Source organism: Corallococcus terminator (genome assembly GCF_003611635.1).
In the GTDB taxonomy this organism is placed as follows: domain Bacteria; phylum Myxococcota; class Myxococcia; order Myxococcales; family Myxococcaceae; genus Corallococcus; species Corallococcus terminator.
Map to the genome: position 1 here is coordinate 42,456 of NZ_RAVZ01000001.1, position 24,120 is coordinate 66,575.

Genomic DNA, 24,120 nt, shown 5'->3' on the forward strand with positions numbered 1-24,120 from the left:
GCCCCGACACCCTTCTTTTTTCTTCTTCCGATTCCGACGACACGAACCCCCCGCGGTGACATCCATGAAGGTCGAAAGCCCTCTTTCCGAGAGCGTCGCGCAGCACCTGCGCACGCGGATCGAACAGTCCGCCCGCCGTCCCCTCTCCCCCCAGGAGCAGGCCGTGCTGGACACCGAAGGCCCCAAGGCCTTCATCCTCAAGCAGCTCTTGTCGAAGAAGTTCCGCAAGTGGTCCGTGGACGCGGACACGCAGCAGAACATCACGCGCACGGTGGACGCCGCGCTGAAGGAGCAGAAGCCCATCGAGCTCGTGCACCCCATGGGCGGCTACAAGATCTGGCGGCTGCCGTCCTCGCCCGAGGTGGACTGGGCGGAGTTCTTCGGCATCTCCCACATCCTCCAGTACCTCAGTGGGATCGCCGCGGGGTACGCGCCCGGCGTGCACATGCAGTTCTTCATGTACACGTTCCTCCCCCAGCGCCACGACAACATCAGCGCGGAGGACATCGAGCGCTACGTGAGCTCCTTCCAGGCGCTGCTGGACGCGTTCAGCGAACACCTGCCGTCCAACGTGAAGCTCTCCATCGTCCGGGACGCGGCCTTCTACAGCCGTGAGGAGTACTTCGGTCTGCTGGACGAGCGGTACGAGATGATGGCCATGGGGTTCAACGACTTCCCGCAGAAGCAGCGGGACACGTTCCTCACCTGGGCGCGCCAGAACATCCAGTGGAAGGGCGTGGAGGACTGGACCCAACTGACGCACGAGCAGAAGGAGGAGAAGATCCTCCGGGGCGCCGTCTACGAGGTGGTCGGCATCTACACGGTGGAGAAGACCGCCGAGTTCATCATGGGCGGCCAGCGCATCGTCGTCTTCGTGTCGCCGGGCACCAACACCATCGGCATTGGCAGCACGAAGTCCTCGCGCGCCAAGTTCTGGATTGGCACCGGCGTCCTGGAAGACCGCGAAGGCGCGCTCTACGACGTGGTGCTCACGCCCAGCCAGTGGGAGCGCACCGCGGACCTGTCCCGCACCGTGCTGGAGGTCAACCTGCTGCCGCTGCGCAACCTGGGCAGCATCCAGGTGGTGCACCAGCGGCTGGACTTCTCCCAGCCCGGTGAGAGCACCCCCGCCGCCACCGGCTAGTCGCGCGCCGCTCCGCCGCTCCCCTTCCTTCCAGACGTCCGTAGCACGAGAGAACCGCCATGAGCCGCACCGGAACTGAAATCGCCATCATCGGCATCGCCGGGCACTACCCGAAGTCCGAACGGGTCCAGGACTTCTGGCGGCAGGTGCGCGAAGGCACGGAGCTGGTGTCGTTCTTCACGCCGGAGGAGCTGGTCCAGCGCGGCGTGCCGGCGGAGCAGGTGGCCCAGCCCGGGTACGTCCGGGCCGCGGCGTACCTGGAGGAGATGGAGCAGTTCGACGCCACGTTCTTTGGCATCACGCCCCGGGAAGCGGCGCTGCTGGATCCGCAGCACCGTCACTTCCTGGAGTGCGCCTGGGAGGCGCTGGAGGACGCCGGGTACAACCCGCAGCAGGTGCCGGGCCGCGTGGGCGTCTACGCGGGCGCGGCCATGGACACGTACCTGCTCTACAACCTGATGCGCAATCCGGTGGCGCTGGCCACGGATCCGCTCCAGCTCCAGTTGGCCAACGACAAGGACTACCTGACGACGCGGGTGTCCTACAAACTGAACCTCCGCGGGCCCAGCCACCTGGTGCAGTCCGCGTGCTCCTCGTCGCTCGTCGCCACGCACGTCGCCTGTCAGGCCCTGCTCAACGAGGAGTGCGACGTCGCCCTCGTCGGCGGCGCCTCCGTGCTCGTGCACACCCGCAATGGCTACATGCACTCCGCCGGGGGCGTGGCCTCCGTGGATGGGCACTGCCGCAGCTTCGACGCGGACGCCACGGGCACCCTCTTCGGCAGCGGCGTGGGCTGCGTGGTGCTCAAGCCGTTGGACCGGGCGATGGCGGACGGCGACACCGTCCACGCCATCATCCTGGGCACCGCCATCAACAACGACGGCAGCAACAAGGTCGGCTTCACCGCCCCCAGCATGGACGGCGTGTCGGAGGTGGTGCTGGAGGCGCTCGGCAACGCGGGCGTGGAGCCGGACAGCATCGGCTACGTGGAGGCCCACGGCACCGCGACGCGGCTGGGCGACCCCATTGAATTGCAGGGCCTGACGCGGGCGTGGCGCAAGTCCACCCGGCGCAAGCAGTTCTGCGCCATCGGTTCGGTGAAATCCAACGTGGGCCACCTGGACGCCGCGTCCGGCGTGACGGGCCTCATCAAGGTCGCGCTCGCGCTGCGCGACCGGGTCATCCCCCCCAGCCTGCACTTCCGGCGCCCCAACCCGGCGCTGGAGCTGCCGGAGAGCCCCTTCTTCGTCAACGACCGCCCCCTGCCCTGGGATGCCCCTCCGGGCGGCGCCCCCCGGCGCGCGGCCGTGTCCTCGCTGGGCATTGGCGGCACGAACGCGCACGTCATCCTGGAGGAGCCGCCCCGCGCGGAAGCCTCCGCCCCCGCGGATCCCTACCAGCTCCTGGTGCTCAGCGCGCGCACGGCCGGAGCGCTGCAACGGGCCACCGACAACCTGGCGGATCATCTGGCCGAACAGCCGGACGCGCCGCTCGCGGACGCGGCGTTCACGCTCCAGGCCGGACGCCAGCACTTCACGCACCGCCGCTTCGCCGTGGTGCGCGACGCGCAGGACGCGCTCGCGGCGCTCTCCACCCCGGAGCGGCTGCCCACGCGCCAGCAGGCCGCCCAGCGCCCCCCGGTGGCGTTCCTGTTCTCCGGCCAGGGCTCGCAGTACGCCGGCATGGCCGCGGGCCTCCACCGCCGCGAGCCGGTGTTCCGCGAGCACTTCGACGCGTGCGCGGAGCGGGTGCGCGCCCTGCGCGGCGTGGACCTGCGCACCCTGGTGCTGGGCGGCGCGGGCGAGGAAGCCGACGCGCGACTGAAGGCGACGGAGTGGGCCCAGCCCGCCCTCTTCGCGGTGGAGTACGCGCTGGCGCGGCTCTTGATGCACTGGGGCCTGCGCCCCTCGGCACTGCTGGGACACAGCATCGGTGAGTACGTCGCCGCGTGTCTTGCGGGCGTCTTCTCCCTGGCGGACGCGGTGACGCTGGTGTGCGAGCGCGGCCGGTTGATGGCGGGCCTGCCCCCGGGCGCGATGAGCGCGGTGCCCCTCGCGGAGGAGGCGGTGCTGCCCCTGCTGGGGCGGGAGCTGTCGCTCGCGGCGGTGAACGCCCCCGGCCGCTGTGTCGTCGCAGGTCCCCTGGCGGCGGTGGAGTCACTCGAACGGCTGCTGGACGCGCGCGGCCTCAAGGCACGGCGGCTGCACACGTCGCATGCCTTCCACTCCTCCATGATGGACCCCATCCTGGAGCCCTTCACCCGCGCGGTGCGCGCGGTGGAACGCAAGGCGCCGCAGGTGGAGCTGTACTCCAACCTCACGGGCCAGCCCCTGACGGCGGCGGAGGCCACGGATCCCGACTACTGGGCCCGGCACCTGCGGGGCGCCGTCCGCTTCTCCCAGGGCATCACGGCCCTGCTGCGCAAGCCGGACCTGCTCGCGCTGGAGGTGGGCCCCGGCAACGCGCTGACGACCTTCGCGCTCCAGCACCCGGAGCGCGCGGCGGGCGTCGTCGTGTCCCCCACGCTGCCCCACGCGCTGGAGCGCGAGCGCGACGTGCCCGTCCTCCTGGAGGCCGTGGGCAAGGCGTGGCAGGCGGGCGTGGACGTGGACTGGAAGGCCTTCAACAGCCGCGCGGCGCGCCGCCGCGTGTCGCTGCCCACCTACCCCTTCGAGCGGCAGCGCCACTGGCTGGAGCCCACCCTGGGGCCGGGAGCGCCGCCGCCGGGCGCCATCCAGGCAGCGCCCTTGGCGCACGAACCCGCGGACACCGTGGACAGGAGCGCGGACACTGCGGCCGTCCCGGGCAACCGGCCGGAGATGAGCGTCTCCCACGCGCCGCCGCGCGACGCTTTGGAGACGGAGTTGTGTGAGGTGTGGAGCGGGCTGCTCGGCATCCACCCCATCGGCATCCACGACAGCTTCTTCGAGCTGGGTGGGGACTCCGTCATCGGTCTGCAACTGCTCGGGGCCCTGCGCGACCGGTGCCGCGTGGAGCTGGCGGTGCGCGAGCTGTTCGAGTCGCCCACGGTGGCGCGGCTCGCGGAGCGCGTGCGCGAGCGCCAGCGTCCCCGGTCGGAGGCCCCGGCCGTGCTGGCGCTCCCGCCGCTGGTGGCGAGCGGACGCGAAGGCCCGCTGCCGCTGTCCTCCTCGCAGCAGCGCCTGTGGTTCCTGGAGCAGCTCGAACCCGACACCGCCACGTACAACCTGCCCGCGGTCCTCCAGATGGAGGGCGCGCTGGACGTGGAGGCGCTGCGCCGCAGCCTGGACGCGCTCGTGCAGCGTCACGAAGCGCTGCGCACCACCTTCGCGTCCGAGGACGACCAGGGCGTGCAGCGCATCCACCCACCCGCGCCGGTGCCGCTCGAATGGGTGGAATTGCGCGCGCTCCCGCCGGAGACCCGCGACGCCGAGGCGCGGCGGCGGGCCCTGGAGGAGCTGTCCCGCCCGTTCGACCTCACCCAGGGTCCCCTCCTGCGCGCCACCCTGCTGCGCCTGGATGACGCGCGGCACGTGCTGGCGCTGGTGATGCACCACATCGTCTCCGACGGCTGGTCCATGGGCGTGCTGGTGCGGGAGCTTGCCGCGCTCTACCTGTCCTTCCGGGCCGGACAGCCTCCAGCGCTCCCTCCGCTGCCGGTGCAATACGCCGACTACGCGCTCTGGCAGCACCGCTTCCTCACCCAGGGCGACGGCCTGCTCACGCAGCTTGCGTGGTGGCGTGAGGCGCTGGCCGGTGCGCCCGCGACGCTGGAGCTGCCCACCGACTTCCCGCGTCCCCCGGTGCGCTCGTTCCGGGGCGCCGTCGTTCCCCTCCACCTGCCGCGCGAGCTGGCGGACGCGATCAAGGAGCGGGCCCGCCAGCAGGAAGCCACGCCCTTCATGGTGCTGCTGGCCGCCTGGTACACGCTGCTCCACCGCTACAGCGGGCAGGGCGACATCCTCGTCGGCTCGCCCATGGCCGGCCGCCGCTTCTCGGAGCTGGAAGGCCTCATCGGCTTCTTCGTCAACACGCTGGTGCTGCGCGCCCGCCCCGGACAGGCCGCGTCCTTCCGCGCCCTGGTGGATCAGGTGCGGGAGATGACGCTGGGCGCCTACGCGCACCAGGACGTGCCCTTCGAGAAGCTGGTGGAGGAGCTCCAGCCCGCGCGCGACCTGGGCCTCCCGCCGCTCTTCCAGGTGTTCTTCGCTCTCCAGAACGCGCCGCAGGGCGTGCTGGAGGTGCCGGGCATGAAGTTGCAGCCCCTGGACCTGGATCCGGGCACGTCGAAGTTCGACCTGGAGGTGTCCCTCTTCCCCACGCGTGACGGCTTCCACGGCACCCTCACGTACAACACCGACCTGTACACGCCGGCCACAGCCGAGCGCCTCGCGGGACACCTGCGCGTGCTGCTGGAGGGCGCGCTCGCTTCGCCCGACGCGCCGCTGGCCACCCTGCCCCTGATGCCCGTGACCGAGCGGCTCCAGGTGATGGAGGGCTTCAACGCGACCGACACGGACTACCCCGCGGACACCTGCCTGCACACCCTGGTGGAGCGGCAGGCCGCGCTGCGTCCGGACTCGGTGGCCGTGGAGTCCGGCGAGCACCGCCTCACGTATGCGCAGCTCGACGCGCTCGCCAACCGGCTCGCGCACCGCCTGCGCTCGCTGGGCGTGGGCCCCGACGTGGCCGTGGCGCTGTGCCTGGAGCGATCGCCGGAGCTGGTGGTGTCGCTGCTGGCCATCCTCAAGGCCGGCGGCGCCTATGTGCCGCTGGACGCGTCCTATCCCGCCCAGCGCCTGACGCACATGCTGGAGGACTCCGGCGCGCGGGTGCTCGTCACCACGCGGGAGCTGGGCGCGAAGCTGCCGGAGCTGGAGTCCGCGCGGCGCGTCTACGTGGAGGAGGACGGCTGGAAGGCCCTGCCGTCCACGCTGCCCTCCACCGGGGTGTCGGCGCGAAACCTGGCCTACGTCGTCTTCACCTCCGGGAGCACCGGCCGTCCCAAGGGCGTCGCGGTGGACCACCGGAGCCTCCAGCGGCTGCTGCACGCGCCCCGCTACGCGCACCTGGGGCCCGAAGAGACCTTCCTGCTCATCGCGCCGGTGTCCTTCGACGCCTCCGTCCTGGAGCTGTGGGGGCCGCTCGCCTTTGGCGGCCGGCTGGTGCTCTTCCCGCCCCAGTCCCCCAGCGACCTGGAGCTGCTGGGCCACGTCCTGGAGCACCACCGCGTCACCACGCTGCACCTCACCTCCGGCCTGTTCACCCAGGTGGTGGACCTGAAGCCGGAGATCCTGCGCGGCGTCCGGCAGTTGCTCACCGGCGGCGACGTCGTCTCCGCCCCGCACGTGCGCAAGGTGCTGGAGACGCTGCGCATCCCCGTCACCGCCTGCTACGGCCCCACGGAGGCCACGCTCTTCACGACGTGCTTCCGGATGACGCGGCCGGAGCATCCGGGCACCACCGTGCCCATTGGCCAGCCCCTCTCCAACACGCGCGTGTACCTGCTGGATGACCACTTCCAGCCCATGCCCGTGGGCGTCCCGGGGGAGCTGTACGTCGGCGGATCCGGAGTCGCGCGGGGCTACCTGGGCCGGCCGGACCTCACCGCCGAGCGCTTCGTGCCGGATCCGTTCGGCGCCGAGCCGGGGGCCCGGCTCTACCGCACCGGCGACAAGGCGCGCTGGCGCGTGGACGGGGTGCTGGAGTTCCTGGGCCGCATCGACACCCAGGTGAAGGTGCGCGGCTTCCGCGTGGAGCTGTCCGAAGTGGAGGCCGCGCTGCTCGCGGCGCCGGGCATCCGCGCCGCCGTGGCCGTGGTGCGCGAAGACGTGCCGGGCGACAAGCGGCTCGTGGGCTACGTGGTGCCCGCCGAGGGCCAGGTGCTGGACCTCGCCGCGCTGCGCGCTTCGCTCCAGCAGCGCCTGCCCGAGTACATGGTTCCGTCGGCCATCGTCCCGCTGGACGCCCTGCCCCTCACGGCGAACGCCAAGGTGGACCGCAAGGCACTGCCCGCGCCGGAAGGCGCGCTCACGCAGCGCGCCTACGTGGCCCCACGCACGGACACGGAGCGGCGCCTGGCCCTCCTGCTGGCGGAGGTGCTGCGCGTGCCGGACATGGGCGCGCAGGACGACTTCTTCGAACGGGGCGGCCACTCGCTGCTCGCCACCCAGGCCCTGTCCCGCCTGCGCGCGGCTTTCGGCATCGCCCTGCCGCTGCGGGCCCTCTTCGAGTCGCCTTCCGTGGAGCGCCTGGCCCTCCAGGTGGACGCCGCGCTCCTGGCCGGACCGGGCAGCCGGCTCGCGCCGCTCAAGCTCGCGCCTCGCGACGGCGCGCTCCCGCTGTCCTTCGCGCAGCAGCGCCTGTGGTTCCTGGAACAGCTCCAGCCCGGCACCGCCACGTACAACATCCCGGCGGCGCTCCGCATGGAGGGGGCGCTGGACGTGGAGGCGCTGCGCCAGGGCTTCGACGCGTTGGTGCTCCGCCACGAAGCCCTGCGCACCACCTTCCGTGACGCCTCCGGCAGGCCGGTCCAGGTCATCCATCCGGCCGCGCCCGTGCCCCTGCCCGTGGTGGACCTGTCCGGCCACGCGGAGCCCGAAGCGGAGGCCACGCGCCTCATGCTGGCGGAGGCCGTGCGGCCCTTCGACCTGGAACACGGTCCGCTCCTGCGCATGACGCTGCTGAAGCTGCACGCCACGCGGCACGTGCTCCTGATGACGATGCACCACATCGTCTCCGACGGCTGGTCCATGGGCGTGCTCATCCGCGAGATGGCCGCCCTCTACCGCGCCTTCCGGTCCGGACAGCCCGCGCCGTTGACGCCGCTGCCGGTGCAGTACGCCGACTATGCGCACTGGCAGCGCGACGTGCTCCAGGCCGAAGCGCTGGAGTCCCAGCTCGCGTACTGGCGGCGTCAGTTGGCCCACGTGCCGCGCTCGCTGGAGCTGCCCACCGACTTCCCCCGCCCCGCCACCCTGTCCCCGCGCGGCGCCTCGCAGCCCGTGCACCTGCCGCGCGCGCTCACCACCGCGCTGGAGGCGTTCTGCCTGCACCAGGGCGTCACGCCCTTCATGGCGTTGCTCGCGACCTTCCAGGCGCTGCTGGGTCGCTACAGCGGTCAGGACGACGTCGTCGTGGGCACGCCCGTGGCGGGCCGCGAGCGGCCGGAGTGGGAGGGCCTCATCGGCCTGTTCGTCAACACGCTGCCCCTGCGCGCGCGCCTGTCCGGCCCGGAGAGCTTCCTGACACTGCTGGGACAGGTGCGGGAGACGACGCTGGGCGCGCTCGCGCACCCGTCGGTGCCCTTCGAGCGGCTGGTGGAGGCCCTGGACCTGGAGCGCGATCTCAGCCGGCCGCCGCTCGTCCAGGTGCTGTTCGCCCTGCAGAACGCTCCGGGCGAAGCGCTGGAGGCCGGTGGGCTGACGTTCGTCCCGGTGGAGCAGGAGAGCCAGACGGCCAAGCTGGAGCTGGTGCTGTCCCTGACGGACACCGGGGATGGCTACCGGGGCTCGCTGGAGTACAGCACCGACCTGTTCACCGCGGCGACGGCGGCCCGGATGGTGACGCACCTGGGGGTGCTGCTGGAGTCCGCCCTGGCCCGGCCGGAGGCGCGCCTGGACGACCTGGCCTGGCTCACGCCCCCGGAGCAGCAGCGGATCGTCGAAGCGTGGAACGACACCCGCGCCGACTTCCCGTGCGAGCGCTGCCTGCATGAGCTGTTCATCGCGCAGGCCCTGCGCACCCCGGAGGCCATCGCCGCGGAGCTGGGCTCCGAACGGCTCACGTACCGCGAGCTGCACCTGCGCTCCAACCGCCTCGCGTGGCACCTGCTGTCCCTGGGCGTCCGGCCGGAGCAGACCGTGGCCTTCTGCCTGGAGCGCTCCTTCGACCTGCTGGTCGCGATGCTCGGCATTCTCAAGGCGGGGGCCGCGTACGTGCCCATCGACGCGGAGTACCCCGCGGATCGCTCCGCCTTCATCCTGCGCAACTCCGGCGCGGCCATCCTGCTCACCCAGGCCCCCCTGGCGGACGCGTTCAGCGACACCGGCGCGCGCGTCCTCTGTCTGGGCGAGGGCGGGCTGGAGCTTGTCACCGGCCGCGAGGACACCCCGACGACGGACGTGCGGCCGGACAACCTGGCGTACATCATCCACACGTCGGGCTCCACGGGCCGGCCCAAGGGCGTCTCCGTGCGCCACGCGCCCGCCATCAACCTCATCCACTGGGTGAACACCACGTTCCAGGTGGGCCCGTCGGACCGGCTGCTCTTCGTCACCTCGCCCTGCTTCGACTTGTCCGTCTACGACGTGTTCGGCGTGCTCGCCGTCGGCGGGACGTTGGTCGTCGCCACCGCGAAGGACCTGCGCGATCCACCACGGCTGGCCGCGATGCTGCGCGAGCGCGACATCACCTTCTGGGACAGCGCCCCCGCCGCGCTCCAGCAGCTAACGACCCACTTCGGCGCGGGAGGCCCGGCCCTGCGGCGCGTGTTCCTCTCCGGCGACTGGATCCCCCTCACCCTGCCGGACGCCATCCGCGCCGTCTTCCCCCGCGCCCAGGTCATCAGCCTGGGCGGCGCCACGGAAGCGACCATCTGGTCCAACTTCTTCCGCGTGGGCGCGCTGGAGCCCGCGTGGACGTCCATCCCGTATGGCCGCCCCATCTCCAACGCCCGCTACTACGTGCTCGACGCGCGCCTGCGTCCCCAGCCGGTGGGCGTCACGGGCGATCTCTTCATCGGCGGCGAGTGCCTGGCCGACGGCTATGCCCACGCCCCGGCGCTCACGGCCGAGCGCTTCGTGCCGGATCCCTTCCAGGCCGGGCCTGGGGCGCGCATGTACAAGACGGGAGACCGGGCCCGCTTCTTCCCGGACGGCAACATCGAGTTCCTGGGCCGCGCCGACCAGCAGGTGAAGGTGCGCGGCTTCCGCGTGGAGACCGGCGAAATCGAGACGGTGCTCGCGGAGCATCCGGCGGTGCACGAGGCGGTGGTGGACGCCCGGGGTCCCGCGCGGGGAGACCGGCGGCTGGTGGCGTACCTGGTGGCGCGCGCGGGCGAAGCCCTGCCCTCCGTGTCCGAGCTGCGCCGCTGGGCGGGCCGCAAGCTGCCCGAGTACATGGTGCCCTCGGCCTTCCTCGCCGTGCCGGCCATTCCCATCACCTCCAACGGCAAGGTGGACAGGAAGGCGCTGCCGGATCCCGACGGCGCCCGCCCGGAGTTGGAGCGCGAGTTCGTGGCGCCCCGCACCGCCCTGGAGCAGGCGCTCGCGTCACTGTGGGCGCAGGTGCTGCGGCTGGAGCAGGTGGGCCTGCACGACAACTTCTTCGAACTGGGCGGCCACTCGCTCCTGGCCACGCAGGTCATCTCCCGCGTGCGCGAGTCCCTGGACGCGGACCTGCCCGTGCGCGAGCTCTTCGTCGCCCCCACGGTGGCGGAGCTGGCCGCGCGCATCGAACTGCTGCGGGCCCAGCCGTCGGTCGCGAAGACGCCCCTGCTTGCCCAGGCCCGCGACGGGCGGGCCTTCCCGCTGTCGTTCGCCCAGCAGCGGCTGTGGTTCCTGGACCAGATGGAGCCCGGCAGCCCCTTCCACAACATCGCCACCGCGGTCCGGATGGACGGGCCGCTGGACGTGGCCGTGCTGGAGCGCTGCTTCCAGCACCTGGCGCGGCGGCACGAAGCGCTGCGCACCACGTTCCGCTCGGAGGCGGACGGTCCCGTGCAGGTGCTGGCCGGGGACACGTCGCTGACGCTGGAGCGCGTGGATCTGGAGGCCCTGCCCCCGGCCGAGCGCGAGCGCGAGTCCGCGCGCCTCACGGCCGAGGAGGGCCTGAAGCCCTTCGACCTGGCGCGAGGCCCCCTGATGCGCGCGACGCTGCTGCGCCTGGAGCCCCAGCGGCACCTGCTGCTGCTGACCCTGCACCACGTCGTCTCCGACGGCTGGTCCATGGGCGTGGTGGTGCGGGAGATCGCCTCGCTCTACGCGGACCTCTGCGCGGGCGGTGAGCCCACCCTGCCCCCGCTGCCCGTGCAGTACGTGGACTACACCGTGTGGCAGCGGCGCATGCTCCAGGGCGAGGTGCTGGAGCAGCAACTGGGGTACTGGAAGGAGAGGCTCGCGGGCGCGCCCCGCGTGCTGGAGTTGCCCACGGACCGCCCGCTCCCCGCGGCCCAGACGTTCCACGGCGCCCGGGTGCCGGTGCGGTTGCCGAAGGACGTCTCCCAGGCGCTCAAGGCGCTCGCGCTGCGCGAGGGCGCCACGCCCTTCATGGTGCTGCTCGCGGCGTGGCAGACGTTGCTGCACCGGTATTCAGGGCAGGAGGACGTGCTGGTGGGCTCTCCGGTGGCCGGGCGCCACCGGGTGGAGACCGAGGCGCTGGTGGGCTGCTTCGTCAACACGCTGGTGCTGCGGGCGAAGCCCCGGGGCGACCTGCGCTTCAGCGAGCTGCTGGCCCAGGTGCAGGAGGCCGCGCTGGGGGCCTTCGCGCACCAGGACCTGCCCTTCGAGAAGCTGGTGGAGGCGCTCCAGACCGAGCGCAGCCTGAGTCATCCGCCGCTGTGCCAGGTGACGTTCACCCTGCACAACACGCCGATGCCGGAGCTGTCCGTGCGAGGGCTCGCGCTGCGGCTGCTGGAGCCGGAGCCGCGCACGTCGCCCTTCTTCCTCTCGCTGCACCTGGAAGAGACGGCGGAGGGCTTCACCGGCGCGCTCGTCCACAACACCGACCTCTACGACACCGCCACGGTGGCGGCGATGGCCTCCCATCTGGCCACGCTGGCCCGGGGCATCGCCGAAGCGCCGGAGCGCACGCTCGGAGCGCTGCCGCTGATGGACGCGGCGGAGCAGGAGCGGCTGCTGCGCGAGTGGAACGCCACCGCGTCGGACTACCCGCGCGATGCGTCCATCCACGAGCGTTTCTCCGCGCAGGCCGCGCGCACGCCGGACGCGGTCGCAGTGGTCCAGGCGGAGCGGCCTCTGACGTACGCGGAGCTGGAGCGAGCCTCCAACCAGGTCGCGCACCACCTCCGGGCGCTGGGCGTGACCACCGGCGCGCGCGTGGGCGTGTACCTGGAGCGTTCAGTGGAGCTGGTCGTGGCGCTGCTGGGCGTGCTGAAGGCCGGAGCCGCCTACGTGCCCATCGACGCGGGGGCTCCCGCGCAGCGGCAGTTGTTCATGCTGTCGCAGGCGCGCGTGGGCGTGCTGCTGACGCAGTCCTCGCTGGCGGACGACCTTCCGGAGACCGGCGCCCTGCTGGTGCTCCTGGACGAGGAGGCGAAGGTGCTCGCGGCCCGGCCGGTGAGCGCGCCCGAGTCGCGCGGAGGCGCGGAGGCCCTGGCCTACGTGATGTTCACCTCCGGGAGCACGGGCCAGCCGAAGGGCGTGTGCGTGCCCCACCGGGGCGTGGTGCGGCTCGTGGAGGGACAGGGCTTCGCGCGCTTCGGACCGGAGCGCATCTGGCTCCAGGCCGCGCCGGTGGCCTTCGACGCGTCGACGCTGGAGATCTGGGGAGCGCTCCTGCACGGAGCGCGGCTGGTGCTGGCCCCGCCTCACGCGCTGTCGCTGGAGGAGTTGGGCGGGCTGCTGTCGCGGCACGCGGTGGACTCGCTCTGGCTCACCGCCGCGCTGTTCGAACAGATGGCGCAGCACCAGCCGGACGCACTGGCGGGCGTGAACCAACTGCTGGCCGGAGGCGACGTGCTCCCCGCCGTGCGCGTCCGCGAGCACCTGGCGCGGATGCCGCCGGGCGCGGTGCTGATCAACGGCTACGGGCCCACGGAGAACACCACCTTCTCCGTGACGCAGGCGCTGCGGCACGGCGATGCGGTGGAGCACCAGGTGCCCATTGGACGGCCCCTGGCGCACTCCTCGGCGTACGTTCTGGATCCGGCCGGGCGGCCCGTGCCGGTGGGCGTGCCCGGTGAGCTGCACGTCGGAGGCGACGGGCTCGCGTGGGGCTATCTGGAGCAGCCGGAGCTGACCGCGGAGCGCTTCATCCCGAATCCCTTCGGGACCCTGCCGGGGACGCGGCTGTACCGCACCGGCGATCAGGTGAAGTGGCGGGCGGACGGCACGCTGGCGTTCCTGGGCCGCACCGACTTCCAGGTGAAGGTGCGCGGCTTCCGCATCGAACTGGGCGAGGTGGAGGCCGCGGTGCGCCGCTGTCCTGGCGTGGCGGAGGCCGTGGTCGTGGTGCGCGAGGACGTGCCGGGCGACAAGCGGCTCGTCGCGTACGTGGCGGGCACGCAGGTGGACGGCAAGGCGGTCCGGACCTGGGTGCAGAAGGTGCTGCCGGACTACATGGTGCCCTCGGCGGTGGTCCTGCTGGACGCGCTGCCGCTGTCGCCCAACGGCAAGGTGGACAGGAAGGCCCTGCCCGCGCCGGAGGCCCCGGCACCGGCCCAGGCGGACGCCTTCACCGCGCCCCGCAACGAGACGGAAGCACGCCTCGCCGCCATCTGGGCGGAGGTGCTGCACCTGGAGCGCGTGGGCGTCGGTGACGACTTCTTCGAGCTGGGAGGCCACTCCCTGCTGGCGACCCAGGTGGTCTCCCGCATCCGCGCCACGCTGGGCGTGGAGCTGCCCCTGGGCCAGTTGTTCGAAGCGCCCACGGTAGCGTTGCTCGCGGAGCGCCTGGAGCACCTGCCGCGCGTCACCGCGCCCGCGATGCAGCGGGTGGAGCGCGTGGGCGCCCCGCCCCTGTCATTCGCCCAGCAGCGACTCTGGTTCCTGGATCAGCTCCAACCGGGCGGCACGACCTACAACGTGCCCAGCGTGGTGCGGCTGGACGGCGCGCTCGACACGGAGGCCCTGCGTCGGGCGCTCCACGCCCTGGTCCTGCGTCACGAAGTGCTGCGCACCACCTTCCCGCTCCAGGGCGATGCTCCCGTGCAGCACGTCCACCCAGAGCCGCTCACGGAGCTGGCCGTCGTGGACCTGGAGCCCCTGCCCGCGGCGACGCGCGAGCAGGAGGCACAACGGCTGGCGGTGACGGAAGCCTGGCGCCCGTTCGACCTGGCGCGCGGGCCGCTGATGCGGACCACGCTGCTGCGCCTTGAGTCTCAGCGGCACCTGCTGCTGCTGACGCTGCACCACATCGTCACCGACGGTTGGTCCATCGCGGTCCTGGTGCGCGACCTGGGCGAGCTGTACCGCGCCTTCCACGAAGGAGGGACACCCGCCCTGCCGCCGCTGCCCCTCCAGTACGCGGACTACGCCTTGTGGCAGCACCAGTGGCTGCGGGAAGAGACGCTGGGGCGCGAACTGGCCTGGTGGCGCGACGCCCTGGAGGGAGCGCCCGCGGCCCTGGAGCTGTCCACGGACCGTCCCCGGCCCGCGGTGCAGACCTTCCTTGGCGCGGCGGTCCCCGTGCGGCTGGACCGCGCGCTGGGTGACGCCGTGAAGCAACTGGCCCAGAAGCACGGCGCCACCGACTTCATGGTGCTCCTGGCGGCCTGGCAGTTGTTGCTGTCGCGCTACTCCGGCCAGGACGACGTGAGCGTCGGCTCTCCCATCGCGAACCGCCACCATGCGGAGACCGAGGGCCTCGTCGGCTTCTTCGTGAACACCCTGGTGCTGCGCGCCCGCATCGACGCACGGGACTCCTTCGCCGGGCTGCTGGCCCGCGTGCGGGCCACGGCGCTTTCGGCCTACGCGCACCAGGACGTGCCCTTTGAATCGCTGGTGGAAGCGCTGCACCCCCAGCGCGACCTGAGCCGGGGTCCGCTGTTCCAGGTGATGTTCGCGCTCCAGAACGCTCCGGGCATGACGCTCGCGCTGCCCGGCCTGGTGTTGGGCGTGGAGCCGGTGGAGGACACCAGCGCCAAGTTCGACCTCGGCTTCAGCCTGGAGGAGCGCGACGGCGTGTTCGTCGGGACGCTCGGCTACAACACCGACCTCTTCGACAACGCGACGGTGGCGCGCATGGCGCGACACTTCGTGCGACTGCTCACGGCGGTGACGGCGGACGCGGATGCGCCCGTGTCCCACGTCAGCCTGCTGGACGCGACCGAGCGCGCCCAGGTGCTCGTCGAATGGAACCGCACGGGCCCGGTGCCTTCGACGGCCGGAGCCCTGCACCACCTGGTGGAAGCCCAGGTGGAGCGCACGCCGGACGCCATCGCGTTGGTGGTGGGCACGCAGCGGCTCACCTACGGGCAGCTCGACGCACGGGCCAACCAGCTCGCGCACCACCTGCGCGCGTTGGGCGTGGGCCCGGACGTCGCGGTGGCCGTGTGCCTGGAGCGCACCATCGAACTGGTGGTGGCGCTGCTGGGCGTGCTGAAGGCTGGCGGTGCCTATGTTCCGCTGGATCCGAGCTACCCCCAGGAGCGGCTGACCTCCATGCTGGAGGACTCGCGCGCGCCCGTGCGGCTGACGCAGCGTTCGGTGGCGCAGCGGCTGGCGGCCCCTGGCGTCCAGGACGTGCTGCTGGACGGCTTCGCGGCCGTGGCGCACCAGCCGTCGCACCGACCGGAGCGAAGCGACCTGCCGGAGGCGCTGGCGTATGTGCTCTACACGTCCGGAAGCACGGGGCGCCCCAAGGGCGTGGCGGTGGCGCACCGCAGCGCGGTGGCGTTCGTGCACTGGGCGCTGGACACCTTCTCCCGTGAGCAGTTGGCCGGCGTGCTGGCGGCGACGTCGGTGAGCTTCGACCTGTCGGTGTTCGAGCTGTTCGTCCCCCTGGCCCGTGGCGGCCGGGTGTACCTGGCGGACAACGCCCTGGCGCTGGCGTCGCTGCCGGCGAGGGACGAGGTGACGCTCGTCAACACGGTGCCCTCCGCGATGGCGGAGCTGCTGCGGATGGAGGCACTGCCCCCGGGAGTCCGGACGGTGAACCTGGCCGGGGAACCGCTGCCGGCGGCGCTGGCCCGGGCGCTGTACGCCACCGGAACGGTGCGGGACGTGTACAACCTCTACGGCCCCACGGAGGACACGACCTATTCGACGTACGCGCGGGTGTCGGAGCAGTCCGCGCTGCCGCCGTCCATCGGCCGTCCGCTCGCGGGCACGCAGGCGTACGTGCTGGACGCGGAGCTGCGCCCCGTGCCGGTGGGTGTGTCCGGAGAGCTCTACCTGGGCGGGGCCGGGCTGGCGCGGGGCTACCTGCACCGGCCGCACCTGACGGCGGAGCGCTTCGTCCCGGATCCGTTCGCTTCCGTTCCGGGCGCGCGCATGTACCGGACGGGCGACAAGATCCGTTGGAAGGCGGACGCCACGCTGGAGTACCAGGGCCGCATCGACTTCCAGGTGAAGGTGCGCGGCTTCCGCATCGAACTGGGCGAGGTGGAAGAGGCCCTGCGCGCCTTCCCCGGCGTGCACGAAGCCGTGGTGGTGGTACGCGAGGATGTGTCCGGCGACCGTCGGCTCGTCGCCTACGTGGCACCGACCCAGGCCGGTGCCCTCCCGGACGTGGCGGCGTTGCGCGCGCACGTACAGCAGCGGCTGCCCGGCTTCATGGTGCCCTCGGCCCTGGTCGTGCTGCCCGCGCTGCCCCGGACGCCCAACGGGAAGGTGGACCGCAAGGTGCTGCCCGTGCCAGAGCAGCCCACCGGGAGCGCAAGCTTCCAGCCGCCCTCCACCCCCACCGAGCAGGCGCTCGCCGGACTGTGGTCGCAGGTGCTGGGCATCTCACGCATCGGCGCGGAGGATCATTTCTTCGAGTTGGGGGGACACTCCCTCCTCGCGACCCGGGTGGTCAGCCGCATCCGCTCCACCTTCGGGGTGGAGCTGCCGCTGCGCGTGCACTTCGAAGCGCCCACCCTCCGGGAGCTGGCCCGGAGGATCGACGACACCGCGAAGGGCATTCCCGGGCTCCCCCCGCTGGTGCCCACGTCGCGAGACGGCGTCCTGCCGCTGTCGTACGCGCAGCAGCGACTGTGGTTCCTGGACCAACTGCAACCCGGCTCCCCCGCGTACAACATGCCCGTGGCGCTGCGCGCGGAGGGGCCCCTGGACATCGAGGCCCTGGAGCGCGCCTTCGAAGCGCTGGTGCACCGGCATGAAACGCTGCGCACCACCTTCGCGCAGCGCGACGGCGCGCCCGTGCAGCACATCCACCCGCCCGCGCCCTTCCACCTGCCGCGCACGGACCTGACGGACGCCGCGAACCCCGAAGCCGAAGTGCACCGGCTCGCAGCGGAAGAGGCCGCGCGTCCCTTCGACCTCGCCACCGGTCCGCTGCTGCGGGTCCACCTGCTGAAGCTGGGTGGAGCCCAGCACGTCCTCTTGCTGACGCTGCACCACATCATCTCCGACGGCTGGTCCACCGGCGTGCTGGTGCGGGAGATGGCCGCGCTCTACCAGGGCTTCCACGACGGCAGGCCCACGGCCCTGCCCGCGCTGCCGGTGCAGTACGCCGACCATGCCGCGTGGCAGCGCTCGTGGCTGCACGGTGACGTGCTGGAGCAGCAGGTCTCCTGGTGGCGCCAGCACCTGGCCGGCGCCCCCACGCAACTGGAGCTGCCCACCGGGACGCCGCGCGCTTCCGTCCCGGACGCGCAGGCCTCTCGCATCCCGCTGCGGCTGCCCCGGGAGCTGGGCCACGCCGTCGAGGCCCTGGCCCGGAAGGAAGGGGCCACGCCCTTCATGGTCCTGCTGGCCGCGTACCAGCTCCTGCTCTCGCGCTACACCGGGCAGGACGACCTGCTGGTGGGCACGCCCATCGCGGGCCGGCGCTTCTCGGAGCTCGAAGGCCTCATCGGCTTCTTCGTCAACACGCTGGTGCTGCGCGCGCGGCCCGGCGCGACGGCTTCGTTCCGGGAGCTGCTGGCCCAGGTGCGGGAAGGCACGTTGGGGGCCTTCGAGCACCAGGACGTCCCGTTCGAGAAGCTCGTCGAGGAGCTCCATCCCGAACGCGACCTGGACCGCACGCCCCTCTTCCAGGCGTTCTTCGTGTTGCAGAACCTGCCGGTGGAGGCGCTCGCCCTGCCCTCCCTGACGCTGCGTCCCTTCGGGGAGGAGCTCGCGGCCCCCAGCAAGTTCGAGCTCTCCCTCAACCTGAGCGACACGCCGGACGGCCTCCAGGGCGTGCTCCAGTACCGCGCCGCGCGGATCTCCAAGGCCACGGCCACCGGCCTCGCACGGCACTTCCAGGTGCTGCTGGAGTCCCTCGTCGCCCGCCCCGAGCAGGCCCTCCACGCCCTGACGCTGCTAACGCCCGAGGAGCGCCAGCGGATGCTCGTGGACTGGAACGACACCGCCCGGGAGCCGGTGCGCGAAGGCACCTTCCACCACCTCTTCGAACAGCAGGTGGCGCGCACGCCCGACGCCCCCGCGGTGCGCTTCGAGAACGAAGTCCTGACGTTCGCCCAGCTCAACGCCCGATCGAACCAGCTCGCCCACGCGCTGCGTGCCCGGGGCGTCGGGCCGGAGGTGCGCGTCGCGCTCTGCTTCGAGCGGTCCGTGCAGATGGTGGTCGCGCTGCTCGGGGTGCTCAAGGCCGGTGGCGCCTACGTGCCCCTGGACCCCGCCTGGCCGGTCCAGCGCAGGACCTTCGCCATCCAGGACAGCGCGGCCCGCGTCGTCCTCACCCCAGCACGACTGGCAGCGGAGCTGGAGGAAACGGGCCTCCAGACGCCGTGCCTGGACGCGGCCGGGGAACACCTGGCTTCGGAGCCGACGCACGATCCTGCGCCGTGGGCCGGCCCCGACAATCTGGCCTACGTCATCTACACCTCGGGCTCCACGGGCACGCCCAAGGGCGTCATGGTGCAGCACCGCTCGGTGCTCAACCTGCATGCGGCGCTGAAGCGGACCGTCTACGCAGGACAGCCGTCCGGCCTGCGGGTCAGCGTCAACGCGCCGCTGGCCTTCGACGGCTCCGTCAAGCAGGTCGTGCAACTGCTGGACGGCCACTGCCTGTGCATCGTCCCGGACGCCCTCCGTCAGGACGCGGAAGCGATGGTGCCCTGGGTGCGCGAGGTCGGCGTGGACGTGCTGGACTGCACGCCCTCGCTGCTGCGGCTGCTGCTCCAGGCGGGCCTGCTGGACGGAGACTTCGCTCCGGCCCTGCTCGTGCCCGGCGGTGAAGCCCTGGATGAAACGACGTGGGCGACGCTCGCAGCCTCGACGCGCACGCGCACCTTCAACGTCTACGGCCCCACCGAGTGCACCGTGGACGCCACCGCCTTCGCCGTCCTTCCGCGGACGCACCCCACCCTGGGCGGGCCGCTGCTCAACGTGCGCACGTACGTACTGGATGCGCACCAGCAACCCGTGCCCGTCGGTGTCGCGGGTGAACTCTTCATCGCGGGCGCGGGCCTGGCGCGCGGCTACCTGGGTCAGCCCTCCCGCACCGCCGAGCGCTTCGTCCCGAACCCCTTCGCCACCACCCCCGGCGAGCGCATGTACCGCACGGGAGACAAGGCGCGCTGGAGCGAGGACGGCACGCTCGAATACCTGGGCCGCATCGACTTCCAGGTGAAGCTGCGCGGCTTGCGCATCGAGCTGGGTGAAATCGAAGCCCTGCTGCGTCAGCACCCCGCCGTCGCCCAGGCGCTCGTCCTGGTGCGCGAGGACGTGCCGGGCAATGCACGGCTCGTCGCCTACGTCGTCCCGAGCACCCGCGCGCCCGACGCCGTCGAGCTGCGCGACTTCCTCCTGCGGACGCTGCCCGAGTCCATGGCGCCCGCCGCCTACGTGATGCTGGACGCCCTGCCCCTGACGCCCAACGGCAAGGTGGACAGGAAGGCGCTGCCCGCGCCCGAAGCCCAGGCGCACGCCCACGAAGCCCCCCGTCCCGGGACCGAGGAGAAGCTCGCGGCGCTCTGGGCCGACGTGCTGCGCGTGCCCACCATCGGCGCGCAGGATGACTTCTTTGCCCTGGGCGGCCACTCCCTGCTGGCCACGCGGGTGGTTGCCCGGATCCGCGCGGCCTTCGACGTGGAGCTGCCCGTGCGCGCCCTCTTCGAGGAGCCCACGCTGCGAAGGCTCGCCGCGCGCATCGAGCACGCAGGCCGTGCCAGGGACCTGCCCGCGTTCGTGCCCGTCCCGCGCACGGACGCGCCGCTCCCCCTCTCCTTCGCCCAGCAGCGGATGTGGTTCCTGGACCAACTGCAACCGGGCTCGCCTGCGTACAACATCCCCGTGGCGCTGCGGATCCACGGCGCCCTGGACGCCGCGGCCCTGGAGCGCGCCTTCGAAGCGCTGGTGCACCGGCACGAAGCCTTGCGCACCACCCTCGCGCAGCATGAGGGCGTGCCCGTACAGCACATCCACCCGCCCGCGCCCTTCCACCTGCCGCGCACGGACCTGACGGACACCGCGAACCCCGAAGCCGAAGCGCGACGGCTCGCCGCGGAAGAGGCCGCACGTCCCTTCGACCTCGCCACCGGACCGCTGCTGCGCACCCACCTGTTGCGGTTGGGTGGATCCCAGCACGTCCTCTTGATGACGCTGCACCACATCATCTCCGACGGCGAGTCCACCGGCGTGCTGGTGCGCGAGGTGGCCGCGCTCTACCAGGGCTTCCACGACGGCACGCCCACGGCCCTGCCCACGCTGCCGGTCCAGTACGCCGACCATGCCGCGTGGCAGCGCTCGTGGCTGCACGGTGACGTGCTGGAGCGCCAGGTCGCCTGGTGGCGCCAGCACCTCGCCGAGGCCCCGGCACACCTGGAGCTGCCTGCGGACTTCGCGCGTCCGCCCGTCCCGTCCACGCGCGGGGCCTCGGTGCACTTCCAGCTCCCCGCGTCGCTGCTGCGGACCCTGGAGACCTTCAGCCAGCAGGAAGGCGCCACCCTCTTCATGGGACTGCTGGCGGCGACGTCCGCGGTGTTGTCCCGCTACACCGGCCAGGACGACGTCGTCATCGGCACGCCCATCGCGGGCCGGCGCTTCGCGGAGCTCGAAGGGCTCATCGGCCTCTTCGTCAACACGCTGGCCCTGCGGGCCCGCCTGGAGGACGGGGCGTCGTTCCGAAAGCTCCTGGCGCAGGTGCGGGAAACCACCCTGGAGGCCCACTCGCACCAGGATGTCCCGTTCGAGAAGCTCGTCGAGGAGCTGCGCCCCCGGCGCGACCTGAGCCGCGCGCCCCTCTTCCAGGCGATGCTCCTGGTCCAGAATGCGGCGCCTCACGCCCTCCAGACGTCCCACCTCTCCTTCGAGCCCGTCGAAGTCGAGCAGGTCACCGCGAAGTTCGACCTGACCTTCGCCTTCTCGGCCTCCCCCGAAGGGCTGTCCGGCTCCGTCACGTACAGCACCGACCTCTTCCGTGAGGACAGCATCCGCCGGCTCGTCGGCCACTTCCAACGGTTGCTGGAAGGCGCCCTGGCCCATCCAGAAACCCCGCTCCAGGAGCTGTCCCTCTTGAGCACCGGGGAGCGCGCGCAGTTGCTCACCGCGTGGGACGCCGACGCCCCGCCCCTGCGCCGGGCCCCGCTCCACCAGCGCATCGAAGCGCAGGTGCTCCGCACCCCTGAATCCACCGCCCTCATCGTCGGGGATCAGCGCCTGAGCTACGCGTCGCTCGACCGGCGCGCCAACCAGTTGGCGCATGTCCTGCGCGCCCGGGGCGTGGGTCCCGAGGTCCGCGTCGCCGTCCTGCTGCCTCGCACCGAGGAGTTGCTGGTGACGCTCCTGGCCGTCCTCAAGGCGGGCGGCGCCTACGTGCCGCTGGATCCGGCCTACCCGAGGCAGCGGCTGGACGGCATGCTCGCGGACTCGGGCGCTTCGCTGGTGGTGACGCGGCAGGCCCTGGTGGACCTGCTGAGCCCCACCACCGCGGCGCGTGCCGTGCTGTACCTGGACACCGGGGTGGAAGCCCTGGATTCACGCCCCCGCACGCCTCCCGACGTGGAGGTCCCCACCGACGCGCTCGCGTACGTCATCTACACGTCGGGCTCCACCGGCACGCCCAAGGGCGTCGCGCTGAGCCATGCGAACGCGTCCGCCTTCCTCGACTGGGCCTGCCGCGTCTTCTCTCCCGCGCAGCTCGCCGGAACGCTGGCGGCGACCTCCGTCTGCTTCGACCTGTCCATCTTCGAGTTGTTCGCGCCGCTGTGTTGTGGCGGCACCGTGCTCCTGGCGGACAACGTCCTCGCGCTGGCCTCGCTGCCGGCGCGCGACGAGGTGACGCTCGTCAACACCGTCCCCTCCGCCATGGCGGAGCTGCTGCGCGCGGGGGCGCTCCCGGCCTCGGTGCGCACCGTCAACCTCGCCGGTGAGCCGCTGCCCGGCTCCCTGGCCCGGGCCCTCCACGCCACGGGCTCCGTCCAGCAGGTCTTCAACCTCTACGGTCCCACCGAGGACACCACCTACTCGACGTTCCTGGAGGTGCCCACGGGTGCCGGTGAGCCCACCCTCGGACGGCCACTCACGGAGACGCACGCCTACGTCCTCGACGCCCGGCTCCAACTGCAACCGCCCGGTGTTCCCGGGGAGTTGTTCCTCGCGGGCGCGGGCCTTGCGCGGGGCTACCTGAACCGTCCGGCGCTGACGGCGGAGCGCTTCGTGCCGGATCCCTTCACCACCCGGGCCGGCGCGCGGATGTATCGCACGGGCGACCGGGTCCGGCGCCTGAGCGACGGCACGCTCGAATACCTGGGCCGCATCGACTTCCAGGTGAAGCTGCGCGGCTTCCGCATCGAGCTGGGTGAAATCGAAGCGGTCCTCCAGCTACATCCCGACGTGGATCAGACGCTGGTGATGGTGCGGGAGGATGCGCCGGGCCACCACGTGCTCACGGCGTACTTCACCGCGAAGGCGACCCGTCCCGAAGCCTCCGCCCTCCGGGCCTTCCTCCAGCAGCGCCTGCCCGAATACATGGTGCCCGCGGCCTTCGTGGCGCTGGCCTCCTTCCCGCTCACCCCCAATGGGAAGAGGGACAGGAAGGCACTGCCCGCGCCGGAGCGTACGGGCCTCACGGTGTCGGCCCGCTTCGTGGCGCCGAGGGATGCGCTCGAACTGGAGCTCACCCGCATCTGGGAGGACGTGCTGCAAACGCGGCCGCTCAGCGTCACCAGCGACTTCTTCGAACTGGGAGGCCACTCACTGCTGGCCGTGCGCCTCATGTCGCGCATCCGCACCGGGCTGCGACGCGACCTGCCGCTGGCCACGTTGTTCCAGGCCCCCACCGTGGAGCGACTGGCGGCGCTGTTGCGCCAGCAGCCCGCGCCCTTCTCTCCGCTCGTCCCCATCCAGAGCGAAGGCACGCGTCGCCCCTTCTTCTGCGTCCACCCGGTGGGAGGCAACGTGCTGGCGTACGCGGAGCTGGCGAAGGCGCTGGGACCGGATCAGCCCTTCTATGGCCTCCAGTCACAGGGGCTGGACGGGGCACAGCCGCCGCTGGAGCGCGTCGAGGAGATGGCCGCGAGCTACCTCACCGCCGTCCGCGGCGTGCAACCCCACGGGCCATACCGACTGGGCGGCTGGTCCATGGGAGCGCTGGTGGCCTACGAGATGGCGCGTCAGCTCCAGGCGCTCGGGGAGGCCACCGAGGTCCTGGCCCTCATCGATCCCAGCCCGGCCCAGGCGAGCGAGGAAGCACCGGACGCGGAGGATCCCCAGGTGCTAGCCCTGCGCTTCGTTGGCGACTACGCCGGGCTCGTGAACCGCGAGGCCTGGACACTGGACTTCACCGAGTCCGAACCCGGCGTGGAGTCCGTCCTCGAACGGTTGCGCGCGGCGGGCCAGTCCGCCGGACTGCTGGCCCCGGAGACGGGAGCGGCCCAGGTGCGCACGCTCTTCGACGTCTTCACGAGCAACCTGCGCGCGATGCGACGCTACGAGCCCGGGCCGTTCACGGGACCGCTCGTCGTGCTGAGTGCGAGCGACCGCCTGCCTTCCGATCCGCTGGATCGCGGCTGGAAGGCCCAGGTCCCGCACGCTCGGGTCCAGGAGGTCCAGGGCGATCACTACAGCCTGCTGCGAGCGGAGCACGTCCAGCACGTCGCCGCGCATCTGGGCCGGTTGCTGGAGCCATGAAACAACGCGATACACGGCCCCCCGGGTCATTCCCGAGGGGGCGGTGTCCGTAATACCTTCGACGCCTCGCAAAAG

2 protein-coding genes are annotated in these 24,120 nt (G+C 72.1%); both read left to right on the top strand.

Annotated elements, in window-relative coordinates; translation table 11 throughout:
- Positions 1-64 precede the first annotated feature (64 nt).
- Complete coding sequence (locus D7V88_RS00120) at positions 65-1,144, top strand: hypothetical protein (RefSeq protein ID WP_120538529.1); 1,080 nt, start codon at positions 65-67, stop codon at positions 1,142-1,144.
- 59 nt (positions 1,145-1,203) lie between these two features.
- The gene (locus tag D7V88_RS00125; protein WP_120538530.1) at positions 1,204-24,045 is read left to right on the top strand and encodes a non-ribosomal peptide synthase/polyketide synthase; all 22,842 of its coding nucleotides are present in this window, start codon (positions 1,204-1,206) and stop codon (positions 24,043-24,045) included.
- Positions 24,046-24,120 lie beyond the last annotated feature (75 nt).

Excerpts from the sequence above, each read along its gene's own strand:
- D7V88_RS00120 (WP_120538529.1), top strand. The coding sequence starts at position 65 with ATGAAGGTCGAAAGCCCTCTTTCCGAGAGCGTCGCGCAGCACCTGCGC.
- D7V88_RS00125 (WP_120538530.1), top strand. The coding sequence starts at position 1,204 with ATGAGCCGCACCGGAACTGAAATCGCCATCATCGGCATCGCCGGGCAC.